General features: G+C 42.2%; 17 protein-coding genes and 2 tRNA genes. 14 read left to right on the forward strand and 5 right to left on the reverse strand.

Annotated features, from left to right (window positions below; translation table 11 throughout):
- Positions 1-2 precede the first annotated feature (2 nt).
- Positions 3-695: a ComF family protein gene (locus tag FDF36_RS16580; RefSeq protein WP_220392103.1), complete on the forward strand. Its 693-nt coding sequence runs from the start codon at positions 3-5 to the stop codon at positions 693-695.
- A 46-nt stretch (positions 696-741) separates the two neighbouring features.
- Here the strand turns inward: FDF36_RS16580 and FDF36_RS16585 are convergent, their stop codons facing one another.
- Together FDF36_RS16585 and FDF36_RS16590 are read right to left on the reverse strand one after the other, a co-directional pair.
- Complete coding sequence (locus FDF36_RS16585; RefSeq protein ID WP_005822326.1) at positions 742-1,023, reverse strand: putative quinol monooxygenase; 282 nt, start codon at positions 1,021-1,023, stop codon at positions 742-744.
- 686 nt (positions 1,024-1,709) lie between these two features.
- Positions 1,710-1,949, reverse strand: coding sequence for a type II toxin-antitoxin system Phd/YefM family antitoxin (locus FDF36_RS16590; RefSeq protein WP_220392104.1), 240 nt, complete (start codon positions 1,947-1,949; stop codon positions 1,710-1,712).
- 286 nt (positions 1,950-2,235) lie between these two features.
- Between FDF36_RS16590 and FDF36_RS16595 the strand changes: the two genes are divergently transcribed.
- The 6 genes from FDF36_RS16595 (at position 2,236) to FDF36_RS16620 (ending at position 7,082) form a co-directional block, all read left to right on the forward strand.
- Positions 2,236-3,462: a site-specific integrase gene (locus tag FDF36_RS16595; RefSeq protein WP_220392105.1), complete on the forward strand. Its 1,227-nt coding sequence runs from the start codon at positions 2,236-2,238 to the stop codon at positions 3,460-3,462.
- A gap of 71 nt (positions 3,463-3,533) precedes the next feature.
- Positions 3,534-3,869, forward strand: coding sequence for a hypothetical protein (locus FDF36_RS16600; protein WP_220392106.1), 336 nt, complete (start codon positions 3,534-3,536; stop codon positions 3,867-3,869).
- Between the two features lie 178 nt (positions 3,870-4,047).
- The gene (locus tag FDF36_RS16605) at positions 4,048-4,686 is read left to right on the forward strand and encodes a hypothetical protein (RefSeq protein WP_220392107.1); all 639 of its coding nucleotides are present in this window, start codon (positions 4,048-4,050) and stop codon (positions 4,684-4,686) included.
- Positions 4,687-4,809: 123 nt separating this feature from the next.
- Complete coding sequence (locus FDF36_RS16610; RefSeq protein WP_259281467.1) at positions 4,810-5,304, forward strand: hypothetical protein; 495 nt, start codon at positions 4,810-4,812, stop codon at positions 5,302-5,304.
- Positions 5,305-5,686: 382 nt separating this feature from the next.
- Positions 5,687-6,466, forward strand: a complete 780-nt coding sequence (locus FDF36_RS16615; protein WP_220392109.1) for a hypothetical protein — start codon at positions 5,687-5,689, stop codon at positions 6,464-6,466.
- Between the two features lie 181 nt (positions 6,467-6,647).
- The gene (locus FDF36_RS16620) at positions 6,648-7,082 is read left to right on the forward strand and encodes a DUF1810 domain-containing protein (RefSeq protein WP_220392110.1); all 435 of its coding nucleotides are present in this window, start codon (positions 6,648-6,650) and stop codon (positions 7,080-7,082) included.
- Positions 7,083-7,383: 301 nt separating this feature from the next.
- Here the strand turns inward: FDF36_RS16620 and FDF36_RS16625 are convergent, their stop codons facing one another.
- A complete protein-coding gene (locus FDF36_RS16625; protein WP_220392111.1) occupies positions 7,384-8,028 on the reverse strand; it encodes a hypothetical protein in 645 nt (214 codons plus the stop codon).
- Positions 8,029-8,180: 152 nt separating this feature from the next.
- On the opposite strand from FDF36_RS16625, the gene FDF36_RS16630 reads away from it, so the two are divergent.
- Genes FDF36_RS16630 through FDF36_RS16640 form a run of 3 tightly spaced genes read left to right on the forward strand, consistent with a single transcriptional unit; the run spans position 8,181 to position 11,197 of the window.
- Positions 8,181-8,480, forward strand: a complete 300-nt coding sequence (locus FDF36_RS16630) for a helix-turn-helix domain-containing protein (protein ID WP_220392112.1) — start codon at positions 8,181-8,183, stop codon at positions 8,478-8,480.
- A 1-nt stretch (position 8,481) separates the two neighbouring features.
- Entirely contained in the window at positions 8,482-10,146 is a 1,665-nt protein-coding gene (locus FDF36_RS16635; protein ID WP_220392113.1) for a DNA primase family protein, read from the forward strand.
- 52 nt (positions 10,147-10,198) lie between these two features.
- Positions 10,199-11,197, forward strand: coding sequence for a BT4734/BF3469 family protein (locus FDF36_RS16640; protein WP_220392114.1), 999 nt, complete (start codon positions 10,199-10,201; stop codon positions 11,195-11,197).
- Between the two features lie 588 nt (positions 11,198-11,785).
- Here the strand turns inward: FDF36_RS16640 and FDF36_RS16645 are convergent.
- Positions 11,786-11,859 (reverse strand) — tRNA-Asn (locus tag FDF36_RS16645).
- Between the two features lie 28 nt (positions 11,860-11,887).
- A tRNA-Asn gene (locus FDF36_RS16650) sits at positions 11,888-11,961 on the reverse strand.
- An 82-nt stretch (positions 11,962-12,043) separates the two neighbouring features.
- Here FDF36_RS16650 and FDF36_RS16655 point away from each other — a divergent pair.
- The 4 genes from FDF36_RS16655 to bglX all read left to right on the forward strand — a co-directional run bounded on the left by FDF36_RS16655 (position 12,044) and on the right by bglX (position 20,262).
- Entirely contained in the window at positions 12,044-13,033 is a 990-nt protein-coding gene (locus FDF36_RS16655) for an adenosine kinase (protein ID WP_220392115.1), read from the forward strand.
- A 44-nt stretch (positions 13,034-13,077) separates the two neighbouring features.
- Positions 13,078-14,763 carry a S41 family peptidase gene (locus FDF36_RS16660; protein ID WP_193683310.1) on the forward strand — a complete coding sequence of 562 codons (1,686 nt, stop codon included), beginning with the start codon at positions 13,078-13,080 and terminating at the stop codon, positions 14,761-14,763.
- 193 nt (positions 14,764-14,956) lie between these two features.
- Positions 14,957-17,794 (forward strand): hypothetical protein, encoded by a 2,838-nt coding sequence (locus FDF36_RS16665; RefSeq protein WP_220392116.1) that lies wholly within the window; start codon positions 14,957-14,959, stop codon positions 17,792-17,794.
- Positions 17,795-17,970: 176 nt separating this feature from the next.
- The gene (gene bglX, locus FDF36_RS16670) at positions 17,971-20,262 is read left to right on the forward strand and encodes a beta-glucosidase BglX (RefSeq protein ID WP_220392117.1); all 2,292 of its coding nucleotides are present in this window, start codon (positions 17,971-17,973) and stop codon (positions 20,260-20,262) included.
- Positions 20,263-20,381 lie beyond the last annotated feature (119 nt).

Genomic DNA, 20,381 nt, shown 5'->3' on the forward strand with positions numbered 1-20,381 from the left:
TCATGAATACTTGGTTCGACTCTTTTTGGTCTCTTTTGTTCCCACGTTGTTGCGTGGTTTGTGGAGCTCCGCTGTCGAAAGAAGAGGAGTGCTTGTGTATTCGTTGTAATATGAACTTGCCCCGTACCGGATTTCATCTGCGAAAGGATAATCCGGTTGAGTGTCTTTTCTGGGGACGTATTCCGGTTCTTGAAAGAGCTTCTTCCTTTCTCTTTTATCGTAAAGGTAGTGATTTCAGACGTATCTTGCATCTGCTGAAATATAGTGGATACAAAGAACTGGGCGAAGTGATGGGACGCTATATGGCGGCAGAATTAGTTTCTTGTGGCTTCTTTGATCATGTGGATGTGATTGTTCCTGTACCTTTGCATAAGGAAAAACAGAAGTTAAGAGGATACAATCAGAGTGAATGGATTGCACGTGGTATAGCTTCTGTGACGGGGATTCCGCTGAATGCGGAGAGCGTGATACGGGAAAAGAATACAGAGACTCAAACCCGCAAATCGACTTTTGAACGTTCGGAAAATGTGGAAGGTATTTTCAATTTGTGTGATGTAGTCTGTTTCCAAGGGAAACATGTACTGATTATTGATGATGTGCTGACTACCGGATCTACAACTGTGGCCTGTGCATCTACGCTTTTTGAAGTTGAAGGAGTACGGATCAGTGTGTTGACATTGGCCGTGGCCGAATAGATGAAGTGATAAATATGAGGGTGCATTGAAGCACCCTCGTATCTATTTAAAAAGTTTCAATTATCAAATCGGATGCCAGCATTTCCTTGATTGCCTTTCCAAAAGCCTGGAAATGGGGGGATGCCGCATGTATATCCATGGCATGCTGGTCTTTGTACTCTTCGTAGAAAATGAAAGCTACGGGTTGTGACGGGTTTTGATATAAGTTATAACTAATATTACCCTCTTCTGCCCTTGTACCTTTGATTAAAGCATCAGCCGCCTGTAGAAATGCTTGTTCTTTGCCGGGTAGCACTTCCACACGTGCTACGATTGTTTTCTTCTCCATAATGATAATCTATAATTAAGATGATTCTCGTTCCGCAAATTTACGTATAAATGGTGATACTCTCCTTTTCATTTTGAATAAATTTGTAGGAATCACTTGTCTCTTACTCACAATGTAAAAACAGCAAAGGTTCGCCGTAATGACGAACCTTTGTTTGCTCTTCCTCTTGGACTTGAACCAAGGACCCTCTGATTAACAGGCGCAAATCGGTTATTATCAGTAGGTTATATATGTTTTCATGTGGGCTTAAAAGGGCTGGTTTACAGGCTCTTATAAGCTGCCTGTTTAGGCATCCATATCATCGGTTACCCTTCATTCTTAGAATGTGTGTGCAAAACGGGTGTAACGCCCATTTTGGGACGAATATATAGCCTAAAGATACTGGGCGCAATTATGATTATTGCCAATGTAGAAAATGAAGTAGGTGTCTTCTAATTTTCTAAAGAATACATACCAAGATGTATTGTTATTCCTCTTAAATACCACATAAGATAAGTCCTGCCCATATCTATCGAAATATTTCGGTGCAGGCTTCTTAAGCTTGGTGTGTATGGATGACTCGATTTGTTCAAATATCCAGTCTACATAATCGTATGCAACATCTTTAAAACCAAAATACTCTTTATCGTAAAGAATGTCAATCAGTTCATTCAAGTATTCGGTTACATTTTTGTGATAAACTACCTTCATTTATTTTCTGAGAACAATTTATCAATGTGTTGATGCACTCGCTCCCTGATTTCTTGTCCGGTCAGAAACTCTCCGGATAATAATTGAGTATTAATGTATATATCGGTGGGCTTCATCGGGGTGATTGAATAAGCCTTATCACGACCCCGTTGAACTATAATTTGCTCACCTCTATCGGCTCTATCCATATACTCGGCTTGCTTGTCTCTAAATTCTCGACTACTTATTACTAACATACTATTAAAATTTTAATGCGTATCAATCCGGTACGACTCTGGTACAAATATAGCAATATCTTTTAGATAAAGGTGCAGAAATCACCATATTTATTTCTTAAATAGATTTTTTGAGGTAATCTCAAATATAAAGGCATTCAATATGGATATGAAATAAAGATTTTAAGCTGTTTTATAAAAGATAATTCAAAACTCCTTTAGAATAGGATTACTTACAAGCTTTGCATGCTTATTTTGCCGGTCGTTTTTGGATATATAGGATAGTAATAATTAAACCCCAATTACTATGTTTACATATTCCAAAGATGGTATTACAGTTAGTGCATGGCTCGATACCCGAAAGATTAATGCACAAGGAAAGTATCCGGTTAAAATCCGGGTCAATTATAAGCGTGTGAGAGAGTATTTTCTCACCGGTAAAGAGTTGTCTAAAGACGAATGGGACAGCCTGCCGGAACAGAGAAGCCGCTATTACAAAGATATTCGGGAGGATGTTCAAAGCAGCTTTGAAGTCGTGAAAACGAACGTTGAGGCACTTGCCGAACGGGGAGACTTTTCTTTTCAGCTTCTCAAAACGCGCATGGGCAAGAACTTAGGCGATACGCTTAACGCAGCCATTCAGGCTAAAATTGATGTGCTGGCGGAAAACGACCAAATCGGCACGATGTCAACTTACATAAGCGCATTGCGTTTTGTGAGTGAGTTTGCAGGTGACAGAATACCTTTTAACGCGGTGACACCCCAGTGGTTGACTAAATGCGAAACGTATTGGCTCAAATCCCAGAATCTGACAACTATCGGAATTTATATGCGTAACATTCGTGCGATAATGAACGATGCAAAGAAAAACGGCATCATCAAGGAAAGCCAATACCCTTTCGGCAAAGGTAAATACGAAATCAAGACCGGCGAATCTCGTAAAAAAGCATTGACTCTCGAACAAATCGGAAAGATAAGCCGCTTTGATGATGGTTTGGAGGGCACGGTGAAATACCGGGACTTATGGATGTTCATCTACTTCTGTAACGGGATTAATGTTGCGGATTTACTGAAACTTAAATTCTCAAACATTGAAGATGGAGAAATTAGTTTCATCCGGCAAAAAACAGAGCGGACATGTAAGACCCCAAAGATAATTCGTGCCACGCTTATTCCTGAAATGAAAGAAATTATCAATCGCTGGGGAAATCCATACCACCCGGATAATTACATTTTCCCATATTTGAAAGGAAATGAAACGGCTTTGGAGCGGAAGAAAATTACTCAAGACGTAACAAAGCGTATCAACAAGCGAATAAAACGGATTGCTCAGGCTTTGGGAATCGATGATAAGAGAATCTCAACTTATACCGCGCGCCATTCATACGCAACGGTGTTGAAAAGAAGCGGTGCAAACATCTATTACATTTCTGAAAGCATGGGGCATAGTGACTTGAAAACGACCGAACATTATCTGGCTGATTTTGAACCGGACGAACGGCGGAAAAATTCAAAACTTCTTGCTAATTTCTAATCCCAAACACTTATAAATTATCAATTTATGGGATATATATACCAGTATATAACCCATAAAATTGATAGTTTATGAGAGGATTAAGAAACCGTATTGAAGCGATTATTGAAGAAGTGAATCATGAGATTCGAGTGGATTTAGGAATTGAACAGCTTAACCCTGATTTAAAAACGATTGATACCTTAGATGTTTCGGATGTTGAAAAGACACCGGAACACGAAGCGGAAGAATCGGAAGAAACCAAAGCTTTTGAGAAAGTTCTGGATGAAATCTGTGCATCTTTTGACGAGGAAACTTTTACGGAGGAAGGAGAACCGGAAGATGAAACAAATGATGAACTGGAAGAAGAACCTGATTCGCAAGAATCGCCGGATAAAGCTTTGGCGGAAATATTGAATAATTTGTAACAATTGAGCAAAGGGGGCATTAATGTCTCCTTTCTTTTTTGATAAGAAATACTGTGAATAATTGTATTATATTCAGATGGTTAGTTAAATGTGCTCTCAAAAAGAGTTAATTTGAAGAGTTTGCTTATAAATCGTGGCAGAACTGGATATATACGGTATAACCAATTAATTAAATTGCATGAAAGAAAAAATATGGACAACAGAAATGCTATTAGATTGTATATTCCGTTCCGGGATTAAAACATCGTGGCGAATTAAAGAGAACCAATCATTGGAACATGAGCATGCAAAAATCGTAGCTCTATTGAAAGCCTTTGATTTATATGTAGTAGAAAGACAACAGGTTCTTGATAAACATTATAGTATAATATGTGATGAATATGCTTTTAATATAAGCGATTTTCTTAGAGGGAACTTCATCAAATATCGAAGTAAAAAAGATGCTGCTATTTTATTGAAGGAACTTGTTGATAGCAAGATAATCAAACCAATACAACAGCAACAGCAGAAAAAAGATGTTTGCTTCTTAGTTCGTGAAATATTTAAGAACCTGACCGATTCTCGGATGGGCATACAGCAAAGTATTAATAGTATTCCACGCTATTGCACTATTGAATCTTTGGTTTTATCCAATACACTGGCCGTGTTGGAGCAACAGGCAAAAATAATTGATTCTGCCCTATTGAAGATAATCGGATATAAGAAACCAGTACCCGAAAAGGTGCTGATAATGAAATATGATTTTCCAGTACCAATGCCTGAAACCGGATTGCTTACCAGTTTCAAGACATTGGAAGAAATATTGGATGCTTTATAAATGCAGTGTAGCGTCACAGTGTGGCGCTATCTCATGCTTATTTTGAAAGAATTGCCAATTTCTGGCGAAATAATAAATTTAAATAAAGACTTTATGGTAACAAATGATTTAGAAAAAGATTTTATGGGAAAAGCATTAGAAGATGCGGTGTGGAAAACGTTGTCGAATGAATTTGCTTGGAACGAAGCTTTGATGCAGAAGTATAGAGACAAAATTGATTGGAAAGAAATTTCGAATAATAGTAATATGTGTTGGAGTATTTCCATGCTTGAAAAGTTCCAAAGGTTGATTGATTGGGATGTTCTATCCAATTCATCTGTGAAGCATCTATTCACTCAACCTTATTTGGAGAAATTTGCGGAGTATTGGAATTGGTCGAAGTTGTCAGAAAACCGCTCGATTGAATTTACCCATAAACTGATTGACCGCTTTGCTGATAAATGGGATTGGAAGAAACTGATTAATAATTGGGGCACAGATAATTTGTATAATGAAGAATTTCTTATTAAATTCAGTAAATACATTCCGGGCGCAGAATTACAATCGTCCCGATTATGGTTGGTTATTGTAGAATTGAAGGCCGAAGAATTGAAGTCGGATATTCTCGCTAATATATAACTGCATTAATGAGATGGAAATTATATGTATGATGCAATAGAAAACTAATTTTGCAACTGCAACAGCCCATTTAGAGCAGAAACGCTTGAAATGTTCTGAATAATAGCTATATTTGCCGAGTCGATTAGTAATAACCGGCAGACATATAGAATCAAACATTGAAAGTGTTTGGCTTGTCTCTTTCAAGTGAAATCTGGTAAATTTTAATGGAAGGAGGATAAGTTGACTGCTCTCATGCCTTATAGGCGTGGGCTGTTGCTTATTTTACTTCCACGGCTTACCAGAGCCTCACTTGATAAAGTAAGTCAATGGTTCCACGCTTTCTACATTATAAAACTCTTCTTTCAGGAACCGGAGAGGAACAAAAAACAACTTTATATTTATGTTACGAACTAATTTTTTGAAAACTGCATTCGCGAGCATGCTCGTTGTATGCGCAATGGGATTTTATTCCTGTAGTTCTGATGATGGAGAACCCGAAACCCCTCCAACAGAATCATCAATTGTAGGTAAGTGGGATGTTCAGTCTAACACTCGTGCAACCGGAGATACTAAGTATGGTTCATTTGAGTTTACTGCTGATAACAAGTACATTATTACTCAACCGGCAGTTGCAACCAATGGCGATAAATATATGCTTGTTATTTTCGGTGATTATGTGGTTGGAAAAAACGAAAGCAATGATTTTACTCTGAATCTGAAAGAGTTTGGAACAATCAAAATCAGCATAACTGAGAATCATGCAAGTATCACAATTGACGGTGTTGTTTATGTAGCCGTCAAATCCCAAGATATGGATTTGTCGGATAGCGATAAAAAACTTATTGGTACTTGGAAAATTTCTTCTAAATATGGTAGTGAAGATGATTCTAAAATTACCGATGAAGGAACATGGACTTTTACATCTGCTGGAACTTATGTAATTGCAAGTCCTGATGGTGAGGTTGAGAATGGTACTTGGAGTATGAAATCGAATAATGTTGTATCGGTAACATATCAAAGTTATTCTATGAGTATTCCCGACGGTGGCAGTCAATCAGAAATTACAGTAGAATATACTACAGATGATTTGACTATCAGTAAACTCACAAGCAATGAGTTCATATTAGAAGAACCTGATGATATGAGTGATGATACAATTCTTGTTTTTGGGGAAAAATAATTTGGTATTTTAATATTATGTGTAATGGGTGTTCAGGTTTAATCTGAACGCCCATTTTTGCTTAATGGCTTACGCAAACCGCATATTAAGATATACACTGCGTCAAAAACATAGAATCGAGTATCTTTGTTTCTCGTTTAAAGTCAATGTAACCAGTTGTGTAACGCATTATAATATTGATATGGAATATAATTTAAACCGTTTTGTTGAGGCTCAGAACAACGTATATGAGCAAGTAGTAAAAGAACTCAGGCAGGGAAGAAAAACCTCGCATTGGATGTGGTATATCTTCCCGCAAATAAAAGAGCTGGGGTATTCTTCAACCGCAATGTATTATGCGATAAGCTCTTTGGATGAAGCAACGGAATATCTTAATCATCCTGTATTGGGTTATCGGTTGACTGAATGTTGCCAAATACTCTTAAGGTTGGAGAACAAAACAGCCGAAGATATTTTGGGTAATATCGATGCCATGAAATTAAAATCATCAATGACCTTGTTTTCTCTGATATCCGATAATCCCGTTTATAATCAAGTCCTCGCCAAGTACTTTAACGAGATGAAAGATAATGCAACTTTGAGGATAATCGAATCGGGTGGTTTCGGGTCAATTTAAAGACTTCGGAATTTGAAATAGGCATATTGCTTAGGTAGCGGGGGTATAACGAGGACAAGGAGACCGAAACGGCCTCCTTGTCTTGTTTCTGGGTGTTATAGTTTGATAAGGTGTAGAAAGTGAAGTGAGTGAATGAAGTGAAGTTGTTTTTTAAGACTTTTTTATATCCTATATATAGCCCTTATAAGAGGACTAAAATGTTCTATAAAAGTAGTTCACTTCATTCACCTGCTTCACTATATTACTATACAAAAAACGAGGTTATCTGCTTGGGTCGCCTCGTCTTATTTTTGGGTAACGGTTAGAGGTAGAAGTAATCGTCATCGAAACGTACAATATGAAATTCTTTATCGAACGGCTTATCATTATATTCTTCAGTATGATGCTGAAAATATCCATTACCACCGACGTTACCCTCGCCATCATCTAATTTTATAGTAGGCCCTTGCATCCCATCTGATGTGTCAACGGCAAATCCGGGAGTCAAAAAGATTCTCCCAACTTCACTTTTCATATTTACACTTTTAAGAACCTCAAATTCAAGTTCTCCTCTATATTTCAAAACACAATATTTGTCTTTCCAGCCTAAAGTAAAAATCTGACCGTTTTCTAATTTTGAAACATCAATATCTACATTGTAGAAAATGTTTGTCGGAGTTTGATTAATTCCTTCATTATTCAGATGGTCTTTATATTCTTGCCAATTCTCAAAACCAACTATCTTAACAAGGTCATTGATTACATTGTCTGTCATCTTTATATAATCTTTATCTTTTGGTATATAGTTTTTAGACCATATTCGATTTAACTGTGGAAGACTTATCCCATCTGGATATGAGTCATCTATAAATTTAGCAATATACCCTCCGGTTTGACCAGACAGATGTAACTTTGTTTCTATCTCTTGCTTCAATCTTTTAAATTCTGTGATATAAATTTTTGCCATGATTATAACCTTTTTAAAACAAGTACAAAAGTAGGTCTTTTTTTCGTGATAACAAAATGATAAAAACATGAGAATGTGATGATTCTTAGTGATTTACGAAGAAGGCTTATATTTGCAACATCAAAAAACAAATAATCATTAAAACAAGAAATATGGCTACAGATTTTAATAACATGCCGATTCAGATTGACCGGATTCTAAATGAACTCCAAGCAATCAAGAACATAGTATCGAAACTCGAAAAGCCGGAAGAGATTCCGAAGCGGCTGACAGTCGAAAAAGCTTTAGAGTTCTTGGCGGCTCACAGTTTCGAGATGAGCAAAAGTAAGCTTTACAAGAAGATTGCGGCGAGAGAAATACCGCACTACCATTTCGGTAACCGGGTAATCTTCGATACAGAAGAGTTATTAGCGTGGTGCGAACAAAATTTAATTTATAAAAAAGTAAAATAATATGGAAACTAACAAAATAATGGATAACGAAGCTATAAACGAGAAAGTAAATATAGACGATGTTGATTTCGATATTCTCGCACAGAATGATAAAATGTATAATAGCATTCTGAAATCACAGAGTGTGGCTTACATCACCAGATTGACAAGGGTTATAAGTCAGATTGATGCTTTAACAAAATTGATCGAAAGTACGGAAGAACCTGATTATGCTATGATTTACTATGGTGACAATGAAAAAGTATTAAAGAGAATTAAAGAATTAAGGCATTTAATTGAGATAACTTCTGATTACGAAAAGAAACAAAAGTACACTGATGATTTAAGCAAATTTGAACCTGATTTAGATGAAAAATATGCGATACTTATAGATGTCATGCTAAAAACAGCAGAAGACATAGGGCTTGGTTTCGGAATAAACAACACGTTCCCATACTTTTATAATGGCACCTATTGGGAAGCAACGATCGAAGAATTTGCAAAAGAAATAATAACATTGATTGCTCAAAATTGTGGCTTCAACTATTATAAGGTTCGTCTGGTTAAAAATATCACAAAGTTATATAGACAATTTTGTGCCTCCGGCTATATTCCAGAACCCGATAAGGAATTGGGAATAGTGAAAATCAATCTTAAGAATGGGCGGCTCACTATAAAAAATGGAAAGCCTAAATTCGAAAAAAATAAATTTTCAAGTAAAGACTTTTTTAAGTATCAATTAGGTTTTGACTTTACCCCGGAAGCTAAAGCAGACAAATTCTTTAAATACCTTAACCGAGTTTTGCCAGAAAAAGAAGCCCAAATGGTTTTGGCTGAATACTTGGGCTACATTTTCACCAACGTAAAAATGGAAAAATGTGTTGTACTTGTTGGGCCTGGACATTCCGGGAAATCAGTTTTACATGATATTGTCAATGCCATGTTCGGTATTGAAAATGTCTCCTCTTATACGCTGAACAATCTTTGTGACCCCAGCGGATATTATAGGGCACAGTTAGGCAATGTTTTATTGAACTATTGTTCGGAGCTTGGGGGAAAAGGTTGTAATCCTGATATGGTGAAACAGTTAATCAGTGGGGAACCTGTATCATGCAGGTCACCTTATGGAGCTCCACTGATTCTTCGAAATTACTGTAAGTTCATGTTTAATACTAATCTTATTCCACAAGATACCGAAAAAACTAACGCTTATTTTCGACGATTCATATTTATTATTTTCGATCAAATTATTTCAAAAGAGGAGAAAAATGACAATCTGGCAAAAGAGATTATCAAAGAAGAAATGAGTGGAGTTTTCAACTGGGTATTAGACGGGCTGGATAGATTCATGAAAAATGGAAATTTCACAGAATCGAAGCATATAAATGATGCTATGGAAGAAATCAAAAGAGATGCAGATAGTGCCCGCGAATTTATGGAGGACAGTTATACTACATCACTCGACAAACATGAAGAATTAAAAGAACTTTATGGCGAATATCGTGCTTTTTGTGCTGATAATGGTTATAAAAGTTCATCGAATAGGGAATTTTCCAGACGACTAAAAGAAATGGGTTATGTGGTTGAAGGTGGACATACAAACAACCAAACTTGGGTCTTTTGCAAGAGAAAAGGAGATTTGGAAGATTCTGAAATAGATGCTGTAATTCCTGATAGTATGAAATAATATATTAACCGAGACAGCTTTTAACCGGGCTGTCTCATAAAGCAATTTTAAAATGAAAGAATATAAAAAAATCTCAGTGTCACTGTTTAGAAAACATGATGAAAACAAACCCTGTGGAAGCATTAATATTTTGGTTTGGCTATTACAAGAACCGGATTGCTTGCAAGTAATTAATCAAATCCGTTCCACTACGGATAAAGAAACGATTCGGCAATTGAAAAGTAAATTGCCCTGTATAACAATGAGCGGTACTTTTTCGGAAAGAAACAGCGGTAATTTGGTACAGCATTCCGGCTTAATTTGTATCGATATTGACGGAAAAGATAATCTCCATATTACTGATATGGAAGATTTGAAACGTACATTGTCAGAACTGCCGCATGTACTTTATTGCGGATTGTCTGTAGGCGGAAGAGGTGTGTTTTGCCTGATTCCAATTGCTGACCCCAATAAGCATAGAGAGCATTTTTACTCTCTTGAAAAGGACTTTCAGGAAATGGGTATTAAGGTTGATTCTGCATGCAAAGATGTAACGCGTCTCCGGTATCGTTCGTATGACCCGAAGCCTGTAATAAATATCAATGCGACTGTTTATGAGAAGCTTGCAGATACTTCAAGTGTTACCCGAATGCCACGAAAGGTTCAAAACAGGACAACTACACGTGTGCCTAATAATGCTGATATTCAGCATGTAGAAGAAAGTATAATGTCTATTGAAGATTATTTTCTCAAGCCAATGGTTGATGTGAATAGCAATAAACCGATTCAAGTTATGGCTAAGAATGCTGCGCAAAAAGTTAAAGAATTTGTGGCTTATATTGTTGGTCACAAAGTCGATATAACTGACTTGTATGACGACTGGTTGGATATATGTATTATCATTACTCAAACATTTCGTGAAGATGGGCGAGAATTATTTCATTCAATAAGTAAATTTTATCCCAATTATACACCAGAAGAATGTGATAGGAAATATGATGATATTCTAACTCACCAATACAAGAGAAAAGTTGACCGATTGTATGAAATCGCAGCAAAATACGGGCTATAAAGCCATTTGCTAAGAAGTGTAAAATGAAGAAGTGAATTAAGTGAACTACTTTTATAGAACCTTTTTAAGATTATAAGCCTATTAATAGGATATAAAAAGTTCTATTAAACAGCCTCACTTAATTCACTTCTTCATTTGCAAATATTAGTTTTCGCTCGTATTGTTTTTATACTCGTACCGGTAAAGCACTTGCCAGAACGCCATAAATTACCATTCTTGAGTACACCCCCAAAAATATTCGAGTGTAGGTCTATTTAGTTGGCGTGAAATGGCAGGCGACCCCCATACCACAATGAGAGAATTGCACGCCATTGCACACGATTTGCACACGCTTAGGTTTAAGGTGTTGTATTCCAGTAGTTTATACAATATCAGATTCTTTGAAGTAACCAGGAAACGATACACACCGGTACTATTTACCCCAAAAAGCCCCAACATACCATCCTTGAGATATGCCCGAACTATGTTCAATAGAGATTATATTACTGGTGTGATTTGATGTACTATATATGGCAAAAGCGTGTGCAAACCGTGTGCAACAAAAAGAAACAGCCACTTACGTAGTCTTGTAAGTGGCTGATTTCTAAGCTCTTCCTCTTGGACTTGAACCAAGGACCCTCTGATTAACAGTCAGATGCTCTAACCGACTGAGCTAAGGAAGAATTTAGCAACTGAGAATTTGAACTTTCGCTCTTCCTCTTGGACTTGAACCAAGGACCCTCTGATTAACAGTCAGATGCTCTAACCGACTGAGCTAAGGAAGAATGTTTTGTTTTTCTCAATTGCGATGCAAAAGTAATAGGATATTTTGAAATATGCAATATCTTTGCAAAAAAAATTAGTGAAATGGATAAAATAATTGGATTGGGCAACGCCCTGGTAGACGTACTTGCAACCCTGAAAGATGATACACTCCTTGATGAAATGGGATTACCCAAGGGAAGCATGCAACTTATTGATGATGCTAAGTTACAGCAGATTAACGAACAATTCAGTCAGATGAAAACCCACTTGGCGACCGGTGGAGCAGCGGCAAATTCCATACTTGGACTCGCCTGTCTGGGTGCCGGAACCGGTTTTATCGGAAAAATCGGAAATGACGCTTATGGGAACTTTTTTCGGGAGAATCTGCAAAGAAATGGCATCGAAGATAAATTATTAACGTCTGATCTGCCGTCGGGAGTTGCTTCTACTTTTATTTCTCCGGACGGAGAACGTACTTTTGGTACTTATCTCGGTGCTGCTTCTACGCTGAGAGCCGAAGATCTGACACTGGATATGTTCAAAGGTTATGCTTATCTGCTTATAGAGGGATATCTGGTGCAGGATCACGATATGATTCTTCATGCCATTGAGTTGGCAAAGGAAGCCGGTTTGCAGGTTTGTCTCGATATGGCAAGTTATAATATCGTAGCGGGCGATCTTGAGTTCTTCTCCTTATTAATAAATAAGTATGTAGATATTGTTTTCGCCAATGAAGAAGAGGCAAGGGCGTTTACTGGTAAAGAAGACCCGAAGGAAGCCCTTGAACTGATCAGTAAGAAATGCAGTATCGCTATTGTAAAGGTAGGTGGAAATGGCTCTTACATCCGTAAGGGGACGGAGGAGATCAAGGTAGAGGCCATTCCTGTAGAGAGAGTGATTGATACGACGGGAGCAGGTGATTATTTCGCTGCCGGATTTCTGTACGGGCTGACTTGCGGCTATTCTTTAGAGAAATGTGCAAAGATTGGTTCAATTCTCTCCGGAAATGTTATACAGATAGTTGGAACTACGATTCCTTGCGAGCGTTGGGATGAAATAAAGTTAAATATTAACGAAGTTCTGTCAGAGTAAGCAGGCAATGAGTTACTTTTACGTCTCATTTTAACGAAAAGTGTATGAAAAAGTTTCTGAATAGACGAAATGGTGTCCTGTTGGCAGCCGCGTTGGTTGTCGTAGCATTCTTTAGTTTCAAGAGCGGTGACGACCGCAATTTCCAGATTGCTAAGAATCTGGATACCTTTAATTCTATCGTCAAAGAACTCGATATGTTTTACGTAGATACGCTCGATCCGAATAAGACGGTTCGTGAGGGGATCGACTATATGCTCTCGTCACTCGATCCGTATACGGAATATTATCCGGAGGACGACCAAGCTGAACTGCAACAGATGTTGAACGCCTCGTTCGGAGGTATCGGATCTTTAATCACGTACAACCAGAAACTGAAACGTTCGATGATAGCCGAGCCTTTTGAAGGAACCCCTGCTGCTAAAATCGGACTGAAGGCAGGCGATATCCTGATGGAGATAGACGGAAAAGATCTGGCGGGAAAAAACAACCAAGAGGTGAGCCAGATGCTTCGGGGTGCAGTAGGCACGAGCTTTAAGTTGAAGGTAGAACGTCCGGACGAAAAGGGTGGCACCCGGCCGTTGGAGTTTAATATTGTACGTCAAACCATCCAGACTCCGATGATTCCTTACGATACCATCTTTAATAAGAATGTAGGTTATATCAATCTGAGCACCTTCTCCGGTACTCCTTCCAAAGATTTTAAGAAGACATTCCTGAGACTGAAGAAAGAGGGCATCACCTCGTTGGTGATCGACCTGCGCGGAAACGGTGGCGGACGCCTGGAAGAAGCGGTAGAGATTGCCAATTTCTTTTTGCCTCGCGGCAAGGTGATCGTGACTACTAAAGGAAAGACCAAGCAGGCCAGCAATACGTATAAGACATTGCGTGAACCGCTGGATCTCGATATTCCTATTACCGTATTGGTAAACGGAGGTACTGCTTCCGCATCCGAAATCCTTTCGGGAGCTTTTCAGGATTTCGACCGAGCCGTGATTGTAGGGAGCCGTACGTTTGGAAAGGGATTGGTGCAGACTACCCGTCCGTTGCCTTACGGAGGTGTGATGAAACTCACGACCTCTAAGTATTATATCCCCAGCGGACGTTGCGTACAAGCCATCGATTATAAACACCGCAATGAGGACGGCAGTGTAGGCATCATCCCCGACAGCCTGACTACCGTATTCCATACGGCAGCCGGACGTGAAGTTCGCGACGGTGGAGGTGTGATGCCGGATATCGAAGTGAAACAGGAAAAGTTGCCTAATATCCTCTTCTATCTGGTGCGCGATAACCTGATCTTCGATTATGCAACGCAGTACTGCCTGAAGCATCCGTCCATCCCTTCTCCGCAGGAGTTCAAGGTAACCGATGCCGACTATAACGCTTTCAAGGCAATGGTGAAGAAAGCCGACTTCAAGTATGACCAGCAGAGTGAGAAGATCATGAAGACGCTGAAAGAAGCTGCCAAGTTCGAAGGGTATCTGGATGAAGCATCGGAGGAGATCAAGGCTCTGGAGAAGAAACTGACTCATAATCTGGACCGCGATCTTGATTACTTCTCAAAAGACATCAAGTCGATGATTGCCGATGAGATCATCAAGCGTTACTACTATACACGTGGAGGGATCATCCAGCAATTGAAGGATGACGATGGGCTGCAAGCCGCTCTCAAGATATTGGCCGATCCGGTCAAATACAAAGAAACTTTGAGTGCTCCGGTAAAGAAATAATAAATGGGGCTGTGTCAAAAGTCTTTTCACCACAGATTACACTGACTTTCACGGATTATCAACATCGATAATCAATGACTTAAAACTCATTCTGTGTTACTCTGTGTCCTCTGTGGTGAAAACAAACTATCAACGTCCGATAAGATAGCTCTGCTTTTTCCGCACAAAGAATTTTTCTAAAGACGACTGACTGATGAAGAATCTGTTATTGTTCCTTGTTTTTGTTTGTACTCTTTCTCTCCCTTGCCGGGGCAACCCTGTCCCTTTTTCACCTATTGTCCGTAATTATTCTGTCCTCGACTATAATGCCGGTAACGAAAACTGGGCCGTTGCGCAGGACGGGCGGGGCGTCATGTACTTTGGCAACAATAGCGGACTGCTCCGGTATGACGGAAGCCGGTGGAAGCTGTTTCCTTTGCCGGCGTCGGGCATTGTGCGTGCCGTTTACGTGGCTTCCGACGGGCGTATCTACGTCGGATCGTTCGAGGAGTTCGGTTATTTTGAAGAGAATGACCTGAACTTGCTGGAATATCATTCCCTGAAAGATCAGGTGAAAGGGTTCGATTTTCACAATGACGAGATATGGACTATCGTGGAGCAGGGAGGGAATATCGTCTTCCAGTCATTCGGTTCATACTTCATATACGATGGCACGACGACGAAAGGAGTCCGCTGCCATGAACTGCCCCTGAATCTGTTCCGGGTAGGGGATACGGTTTATTCCCAACTGATCAATGCAGGTGTTTGTGTCTTTACGGGTGATAGGTTTACTCCGTTGATCTCCCGACAGGAGTTGGGCAACAGCGACGTACTGGCAGGTTTGCCCTATTCCGGTGGAATGTTGTTGCTGACCCGTAACAGTGGTGGGTATCTTTATATCTCCTCCGGCATTCGTCCCTGGCATACGGATTGTGATGAGGAGTTGAAACGCCATACTGTCAATCGGGCAGTGATGACGAAAGACTCTTGTTACGTGATAGGAACTATCTCCAACGGGCTGTATGCCTTCAGTAAAGAAGGGCGCCTGCTCTGGAAAGAGAACGCTGACAATCAGTTGGAGAATAACACCGTCCTGGGACTGTATTGCGATATAGACAATAATATCTGGACAGCCCTCGACAACGGCATTGCCTACGTGCGCAACAATTCTCTGATTTATCATTTCGAGCCGGTGCGTCGCAAGGTTGGAATGGTGTATGACGTGCTGGTACGCGAAAAGGATGCCTATATCGCTTCCAACCAAGGGTTGTACCGGCTTGAAGACAACCTCCTGGAACTGGTTCCGGGACTCGAAGAGCAGGCATGGACCATCGGCGAATGGGGCGACCAGGTGCTTTGCGGACACAATAAAGGTACTTTCCAGATTAAAGGCATGCAGGCCCGGCTTCTTTCCGACGTACGGGGAGCTATGTGTATGCGGCAGGCGCAGATCGGTGGGGAAGAGCTCCTGATACAAGGTACCTACACTTATCTGAATATTTATAAGAAGAATGCTGCCGGTGAGTGGTACTTCTCCAATTCGGTGCGCAACTTCAGCCACATGGCAAAGAACATCGAAGTGGATCCTCACGGCAACATCTGGGTGCAGCACATGCGCAAGGGGCTTTACCGGGTGCGTCTCGATGAAGCGTTGAAGCAGGTGACGGAGCTAAAGCAGTACGACTCTCTGTCGGGGAATCCGGGCGGGCATTGTTACCTTTTCAAGGTAAACGGACGTGTCGCCTTCTCAGACGGGCGGAACTTCTACACTTATGACGACATGGCGGATTCCATTATTCCCTACAAAGCGATGAACGAACAGTTGGCCGCACTCCGGGATATCCACACCGTCACCGCCATGAAAGGCGATCTGTACTGGTTTCTCAGCGACCGCGAGGCCTGTCTGGTGAGATGTACCGTGAACGACTTTAAGGTGGAGCGGAGAATACCCTTCTCCATGTTTGGCAACCTTCCCATCGAGGGGCTGGCCCGGATGGTATACGACAAGCGGAATGATTGCTCTTACCTCTGCCTCAATAACTCCTTTGCCCGTATCGCTGCCGACAGCACCGGGCTGTACAAGTCTCGTGAGCAACCGTCTTTATGGATCTCCGGCTTTTCGGCATTCAACGAGCAGACGGGCGAGCGGCTGCAACTTCCGGTTTCGGGAGATGATGAGATAGCCCCCGCTTTCAACAATGTAGGCATCTCTCTTGCCTATCCCGTTTACAATGATTTTGCGTTTCATGTGCGTTACCGCCTCGAGGGGTTGTCCGGCAAGTGGATCGAGGGACTTCCCGATTTGCGGAAAGACTTTACCCGGCTACCATTCGGTTCTTATCGCTTCCGTGCCGAGGTGTACGATGACGGCGGGGTGGTTTCTGCTGTCGAACTGCCTTTCCGTATCCTGCGTCCCTGGTATCTTTCGTACGTAGCCATTGCCGTTTACGCTCTCTCCGGGCTGGCATTTCTGCTGGGACTCCTTTATGGGGTCTACGTCTATACCAAGAAGAAGAAAGATGCCGTCATCGACCGTCAGCGTGCGCACCATAAAGCAGAGATAGAGCAGCAGGAAAAGAAGATCATGGCACTGGAGAAGGAGCAACTCGAGGCCGATCTCCGCTTCAAGAGCAAAGAGCTTTCGGGCGTGGTGATGACCAACATCGCGCATCAGGAGTTCCTGAGCTCGCTGAAAGAGGAATTGCAGCAGCAGAAACTCTCCGGGCAATATACCCGCAAGAACCTGGATAAGCTGCTTTCGATGATCAATCAGAATATTGTCTCCGACGAAGAGAGCTGGAATATGTTCCAGTCCAACTTCGACCGGATACACGAGAATTTCTTCCGGAACCTGAAAGAAAAGTTCCCTGACCTGACTTCCGGCGATTTGCGCCTGTGCGCGCTGCTCCGGCTCAACCTGCCGACGAAGGAGATTGCGAAGCTGATGAACATTTCCGTAAGGGGTGTCGACGCTGCCCGCTATCGTCTGCGCAAGAAGTTGGGGCTTCCTCCGGAGAGCAGCCTGACGGATTTTATGATCTCCTTCAAGTAGTTGGAAATTAAATGATTGATGTGAAAAGAAGTACTAATGCAGTACTTCTTTTTTTGTTTTTTCGGGTTTGTAGTATTCTTGCCGTATGGATAAATGGAAGGCATTTGCCGGAGATTCGCTTTATTTGTACCTGCAAAGTCGGAAATTCATAAATAGATACTAAAACTGTAAAGACCATGAAACATTTTGTACGAAGAATGCAGGCATTCGCCGCTTCTTTGGTCATAGTGGCCGCCGGGGTACAGGCGCAAAAGGCTCCCCGGGATATGGACCGCTTTATCGACCAGTTAATGAAAAAGATGACGCTGGAGGAGAAGATCGGCCAGCTCAACCTGCCCGTGACCGGGGAGATCACTACCGGACAGGCAAAAAGCAGTGATGTGGCCAAACGCATCCGTAACGGAGAAGTAGGGGGACTGTTCAACCTGAAAGGGGTAGAACGCATCCGTGAGGTCCAGCGGCAGGCGGTGGAGGAGAGCCGTCTCGGTATTCCCCTGTTGTTCGGTATGGACGTGATCCACGGATACGAAACCATTTTCCCTATTCCTCTCGGCTTGTCGTGCACCTGGGATATGAAAGCCATTGAGGAGTCCGCCCGTATATCCGCCATCGAGGCCAGTGCCGACGGTATCTCGTGGACATTCAGTCCGATGGTGGATGTCAGCCGTGACCCGCGCTGGGGACGTGTGTCCGAGGGGAACGGCGAAGACCCGTTCCTCGGTGCTGCCATCGCCCGTGCCATGATACGCGGGTATCAGGGAAAGGACATGAGCCGTAATGACGAGATAATGGCTTGTGTGAAGCACTTTGCCCTTTATGGCGCATCTGAGGCGGGACGTGATTATAATACGGTAGACATGAGCCGCCAGCGTATGTTTAATGAATACATGCTGCCCTACCAAGCCGCGGTCGAGGCAGGTGTCGGAAGCGTGATGGCCTCGTTCAACGAAGTGGACGGTGTGCCCGCCACCGGCAGCAAATGGCTGATGACCGATGTGCTGCGCAAGCAGTGGGATTTCGGCGGATTCGTGGTGACGGACTATACCGGTATCAACGAGATGATCGATCACGGTATGGGTGACCAGCAGACAGTTGCCGCCCTTGCTCTGAATGCCGGGGTCGATATGGATATGGTGAGCGACGCCTTCAGCGGTACACTGAAGAAATCGGTGGAAGAAGGCAAAGTATCGGCAACTGCCATCGACGCCGCCTGCCGCCGCATTCTGGAAGCAAAGTATAAGTTGGGACTGTTTGACGATCCTTATAAGTATTGTGACGTAAGCCGTCCCAAGAAACAGATTTTCACCAAGGAACATCGTGCCGTTGCCCGTAAGACGGCTTCGGAGAGCTTTGTACTGTTGAAAAACGGAGGTGTGTTGCCACTCAGCAAGAAGGGCACCATTGCCGTAGTCGGTCCGCTTGCCGATACCCGTTCCAACATGCCGGGCACCTGGAGCGTGGCTGCCGTACTGGATAATGCTCCTTCGCTGGTCGAAGGGCTCAAAGAAGTAGTCGGTAATCGTGCGGAGGTGGTAACCGCCAAAGGAAGTAATCTGATAGGCGATGCCGAATATGAAAAGCGCGCCACGATGTTCGGACGCGAACTGCACAGAGATAACCGTACGGATCGCGAGCTCCTGGACGAGGCACTGAAAGTGGCTGCCAAAGCCGATGTCATTGTCGCCGCGCTGGGCGAATCATCCGAGATGAGTGGAGAGAGCAGCTCCCGCACCAATCTGGAAATGCCGGACGTGCAGAGAGCGCTGTTGCAGGAATTGCTCAAAACAGGAAAACCCGTTGTGCTCGTACTCTTCACCGGCCGCCCACTGGTGCTTACTTGGGAGGAGGAACACGTGCCTGCCATCCTGAACGTGTGGTTCGGAGGGAGTGAAGCCGCTTATGCCATTGGCGATGTCCTTTTCGGTGATGTCAATCCCAGTGGAAAGTTGACCGCTACTTTCCCGCAAAATGTGGGTCAAATCCCATTGTTCTACAATCATAAGAATACCGGTCGCCCGTTGCAGGAAGGACGTTGGTTCGAGAAGTTCCGCAGCAATTACCTCGATGTGAGCAACGAGCCGCTCTACCCGTTCGGTTACGGATTGTCTTACACAACGTTTGCTTACAGCGATATCCACCTGAGCAGCACAGAGATGAGCGCCGACGGAGAACTGACGGCAACCGTTACCGTCACCAATACCGGCAGTCGCGACGGTGCAGAGGTGGTGCAGCTCTACATCCGTGACTTGGTGGGCAGTGTCACCCGTCCGGTGAAGGAGCTGAAAGGTTTCGAGAAGATTTTCCTTAAAGCCGGAGAGTCCCGCAAAGTCAGTTTCAGCATCACACCGGAATTGTTGAAGTTCTATAATTATGATTTGCAATTTGTTTGCGAACCGGGCGACTTCGATGTAATGATCGGCGGAAATAGCCGGGATGTGAAAAAGGCAAGATTCTTGCTGAGGAAATGAAACTGTGAATAAGAGTTTACCGCAGAGGGCACAGAATCTCATAGAAAAGCTTTTTCTTTCAAATATCCTATAAACCAAAGATAAAAATTCGGTGAGGCTCTGTGCAACTCTGTGGTGAA

Source organism: Bacteroides fragilis, from assembly GCF_019583405.1.
Taxonomy (GTDB): domain Bacteria; phylum Bacteroidota; class Bacteroidia; order Bacteroidales; family Bacteroidaceae; genus Bacteroides; species Bacteroides fragilis_B.

What these genes read in the sequence shown, in the direction of transcription:
- FDF36_RS16595 (WP_220392105.1), top strand. Translation starts at nt 2,236, where the DNA reads ATGTTTACATATTCCAAAGATGGTATTACAGTTAGTGCATGGCTCGAT.
- FDF36_RS16610 (WP_259281467.1), top strand. Translation starts at nt 4,810, where the DNA reads ATGGGAAAAGCATTAGAAGATGCGGTGTGGAAAACGTTGTCGAATGAA.
- FDF36_RS16590 (WP_220392104.1), bottom strand. Translation starts at nt 1,949, where the DNA reads ATGTTAGTAATAAGTAGTCGAGAATTTAGAGACAAGCAAGCCGAGTAT.
- FDF36_RS16635 (WP_220392113.1), top strand. Translation starts at nt 8,482, where the DNA reads ATGGAAACTAACAAAATAATGGATAACGAAGCTATAAACGAGAAAGTA.
- FDF36_RS16615 (WP_220392109.1), top strand. Translation starts at nt 5,687, where the DNA reads ATGTTACGAACTAATTTTTTGAAAACTGCATTCGCGAGCATGCTCGTT.
- bglX (WP_220392117.1), top strand. Translation starts at nt 17,971, where the DNA reads ATGAAACATTTTGTACGAAGAATGCAGGCATTCGCCGCTTCTTTGGTC.
- FDF36_RS16605 (WP_220392107.1), top strand. Translation starts at nt 4,048, where the DNA reads ATGAAAGAAAAAATATGGACAACAGAAATGCTATTAGATTGTATATTC.
- FDF36_RS16620 (WP_220392110.1), top strand. Translation starts at nt 6,648, where the DNA reads ATGGAATATAATTTAAACCGTTTTGTTGAGGCTCAGAACAACGTATAT.
- FDF36_RS16585 (WP_005822326.1), bottom strand. Translation starts at nt 1,023, where the DNA reads ATGGAGAAGAAAACAATCGTAGCACGTGTGGAAGTGCTACCCGGCAAA.
- FDF36_RS16655 (WP_220392115.1), top strand. Translation starts at nt 12,044, where the DNA reads ATGGATAAAATAATTGGATTGGGCAACGCCCTGGTAGACGTACTTGCA.
- FDF36_RS16600 (WP_220392106.1), top strand. Translation starts at nt 3,534, where the DNA reads ATGAGAGGATTAAGAAACCGTATTGAAGCGATTATTGAAGAAGTGAAT.
- FDF36_RS16630 (WP_220392112.1), top strand. Translation starts at nt 8,181, where the DNA reads ATGGCTACAGATTTTAATAACATGCCGATTCAGATTGACCGGATTCTA.
- FDF36_RS16640 (WP_220392114.1), top strand. Translation starts at nt 10,199, where the DNA reads ATGAAAGAATATAAAAAAATCTCAGTGTCACTGTTTAGAAAACATGAT.
- FDF36_RS16660 (WP_193683310.1), top strand. Translation starts at nt 13,078, where the DNA reads ATGAAAAAGTTTCTGAATAGACGAAATGGTGTCCTGTTGGCAGCCGCG.
- FDF36_RS16580 (WP_220392103.1), top strand. Translation starts at nt 3, where the DNA reads ATGAATACTTGGTTCGACTCTTTTTGGTCTCTTTTGTTCCCACGTTGT.
- FDF36_RS16625 (WP_220392111.1), bottom strand. Translation starts at nt 8,028, where the DNA reads ATGGCAAAAATTTATATCACAGAATTTAAAAGATTGAAGCAAGAGATA.
- FDF36_RS16665 (WP_220392116.1), top strand. Translation starts at nt 14,957, where the DNA reads ATGAAGAATCTGTTATTGTTCCTTGTTTTTGTTTGTACTCTTTCTCTC.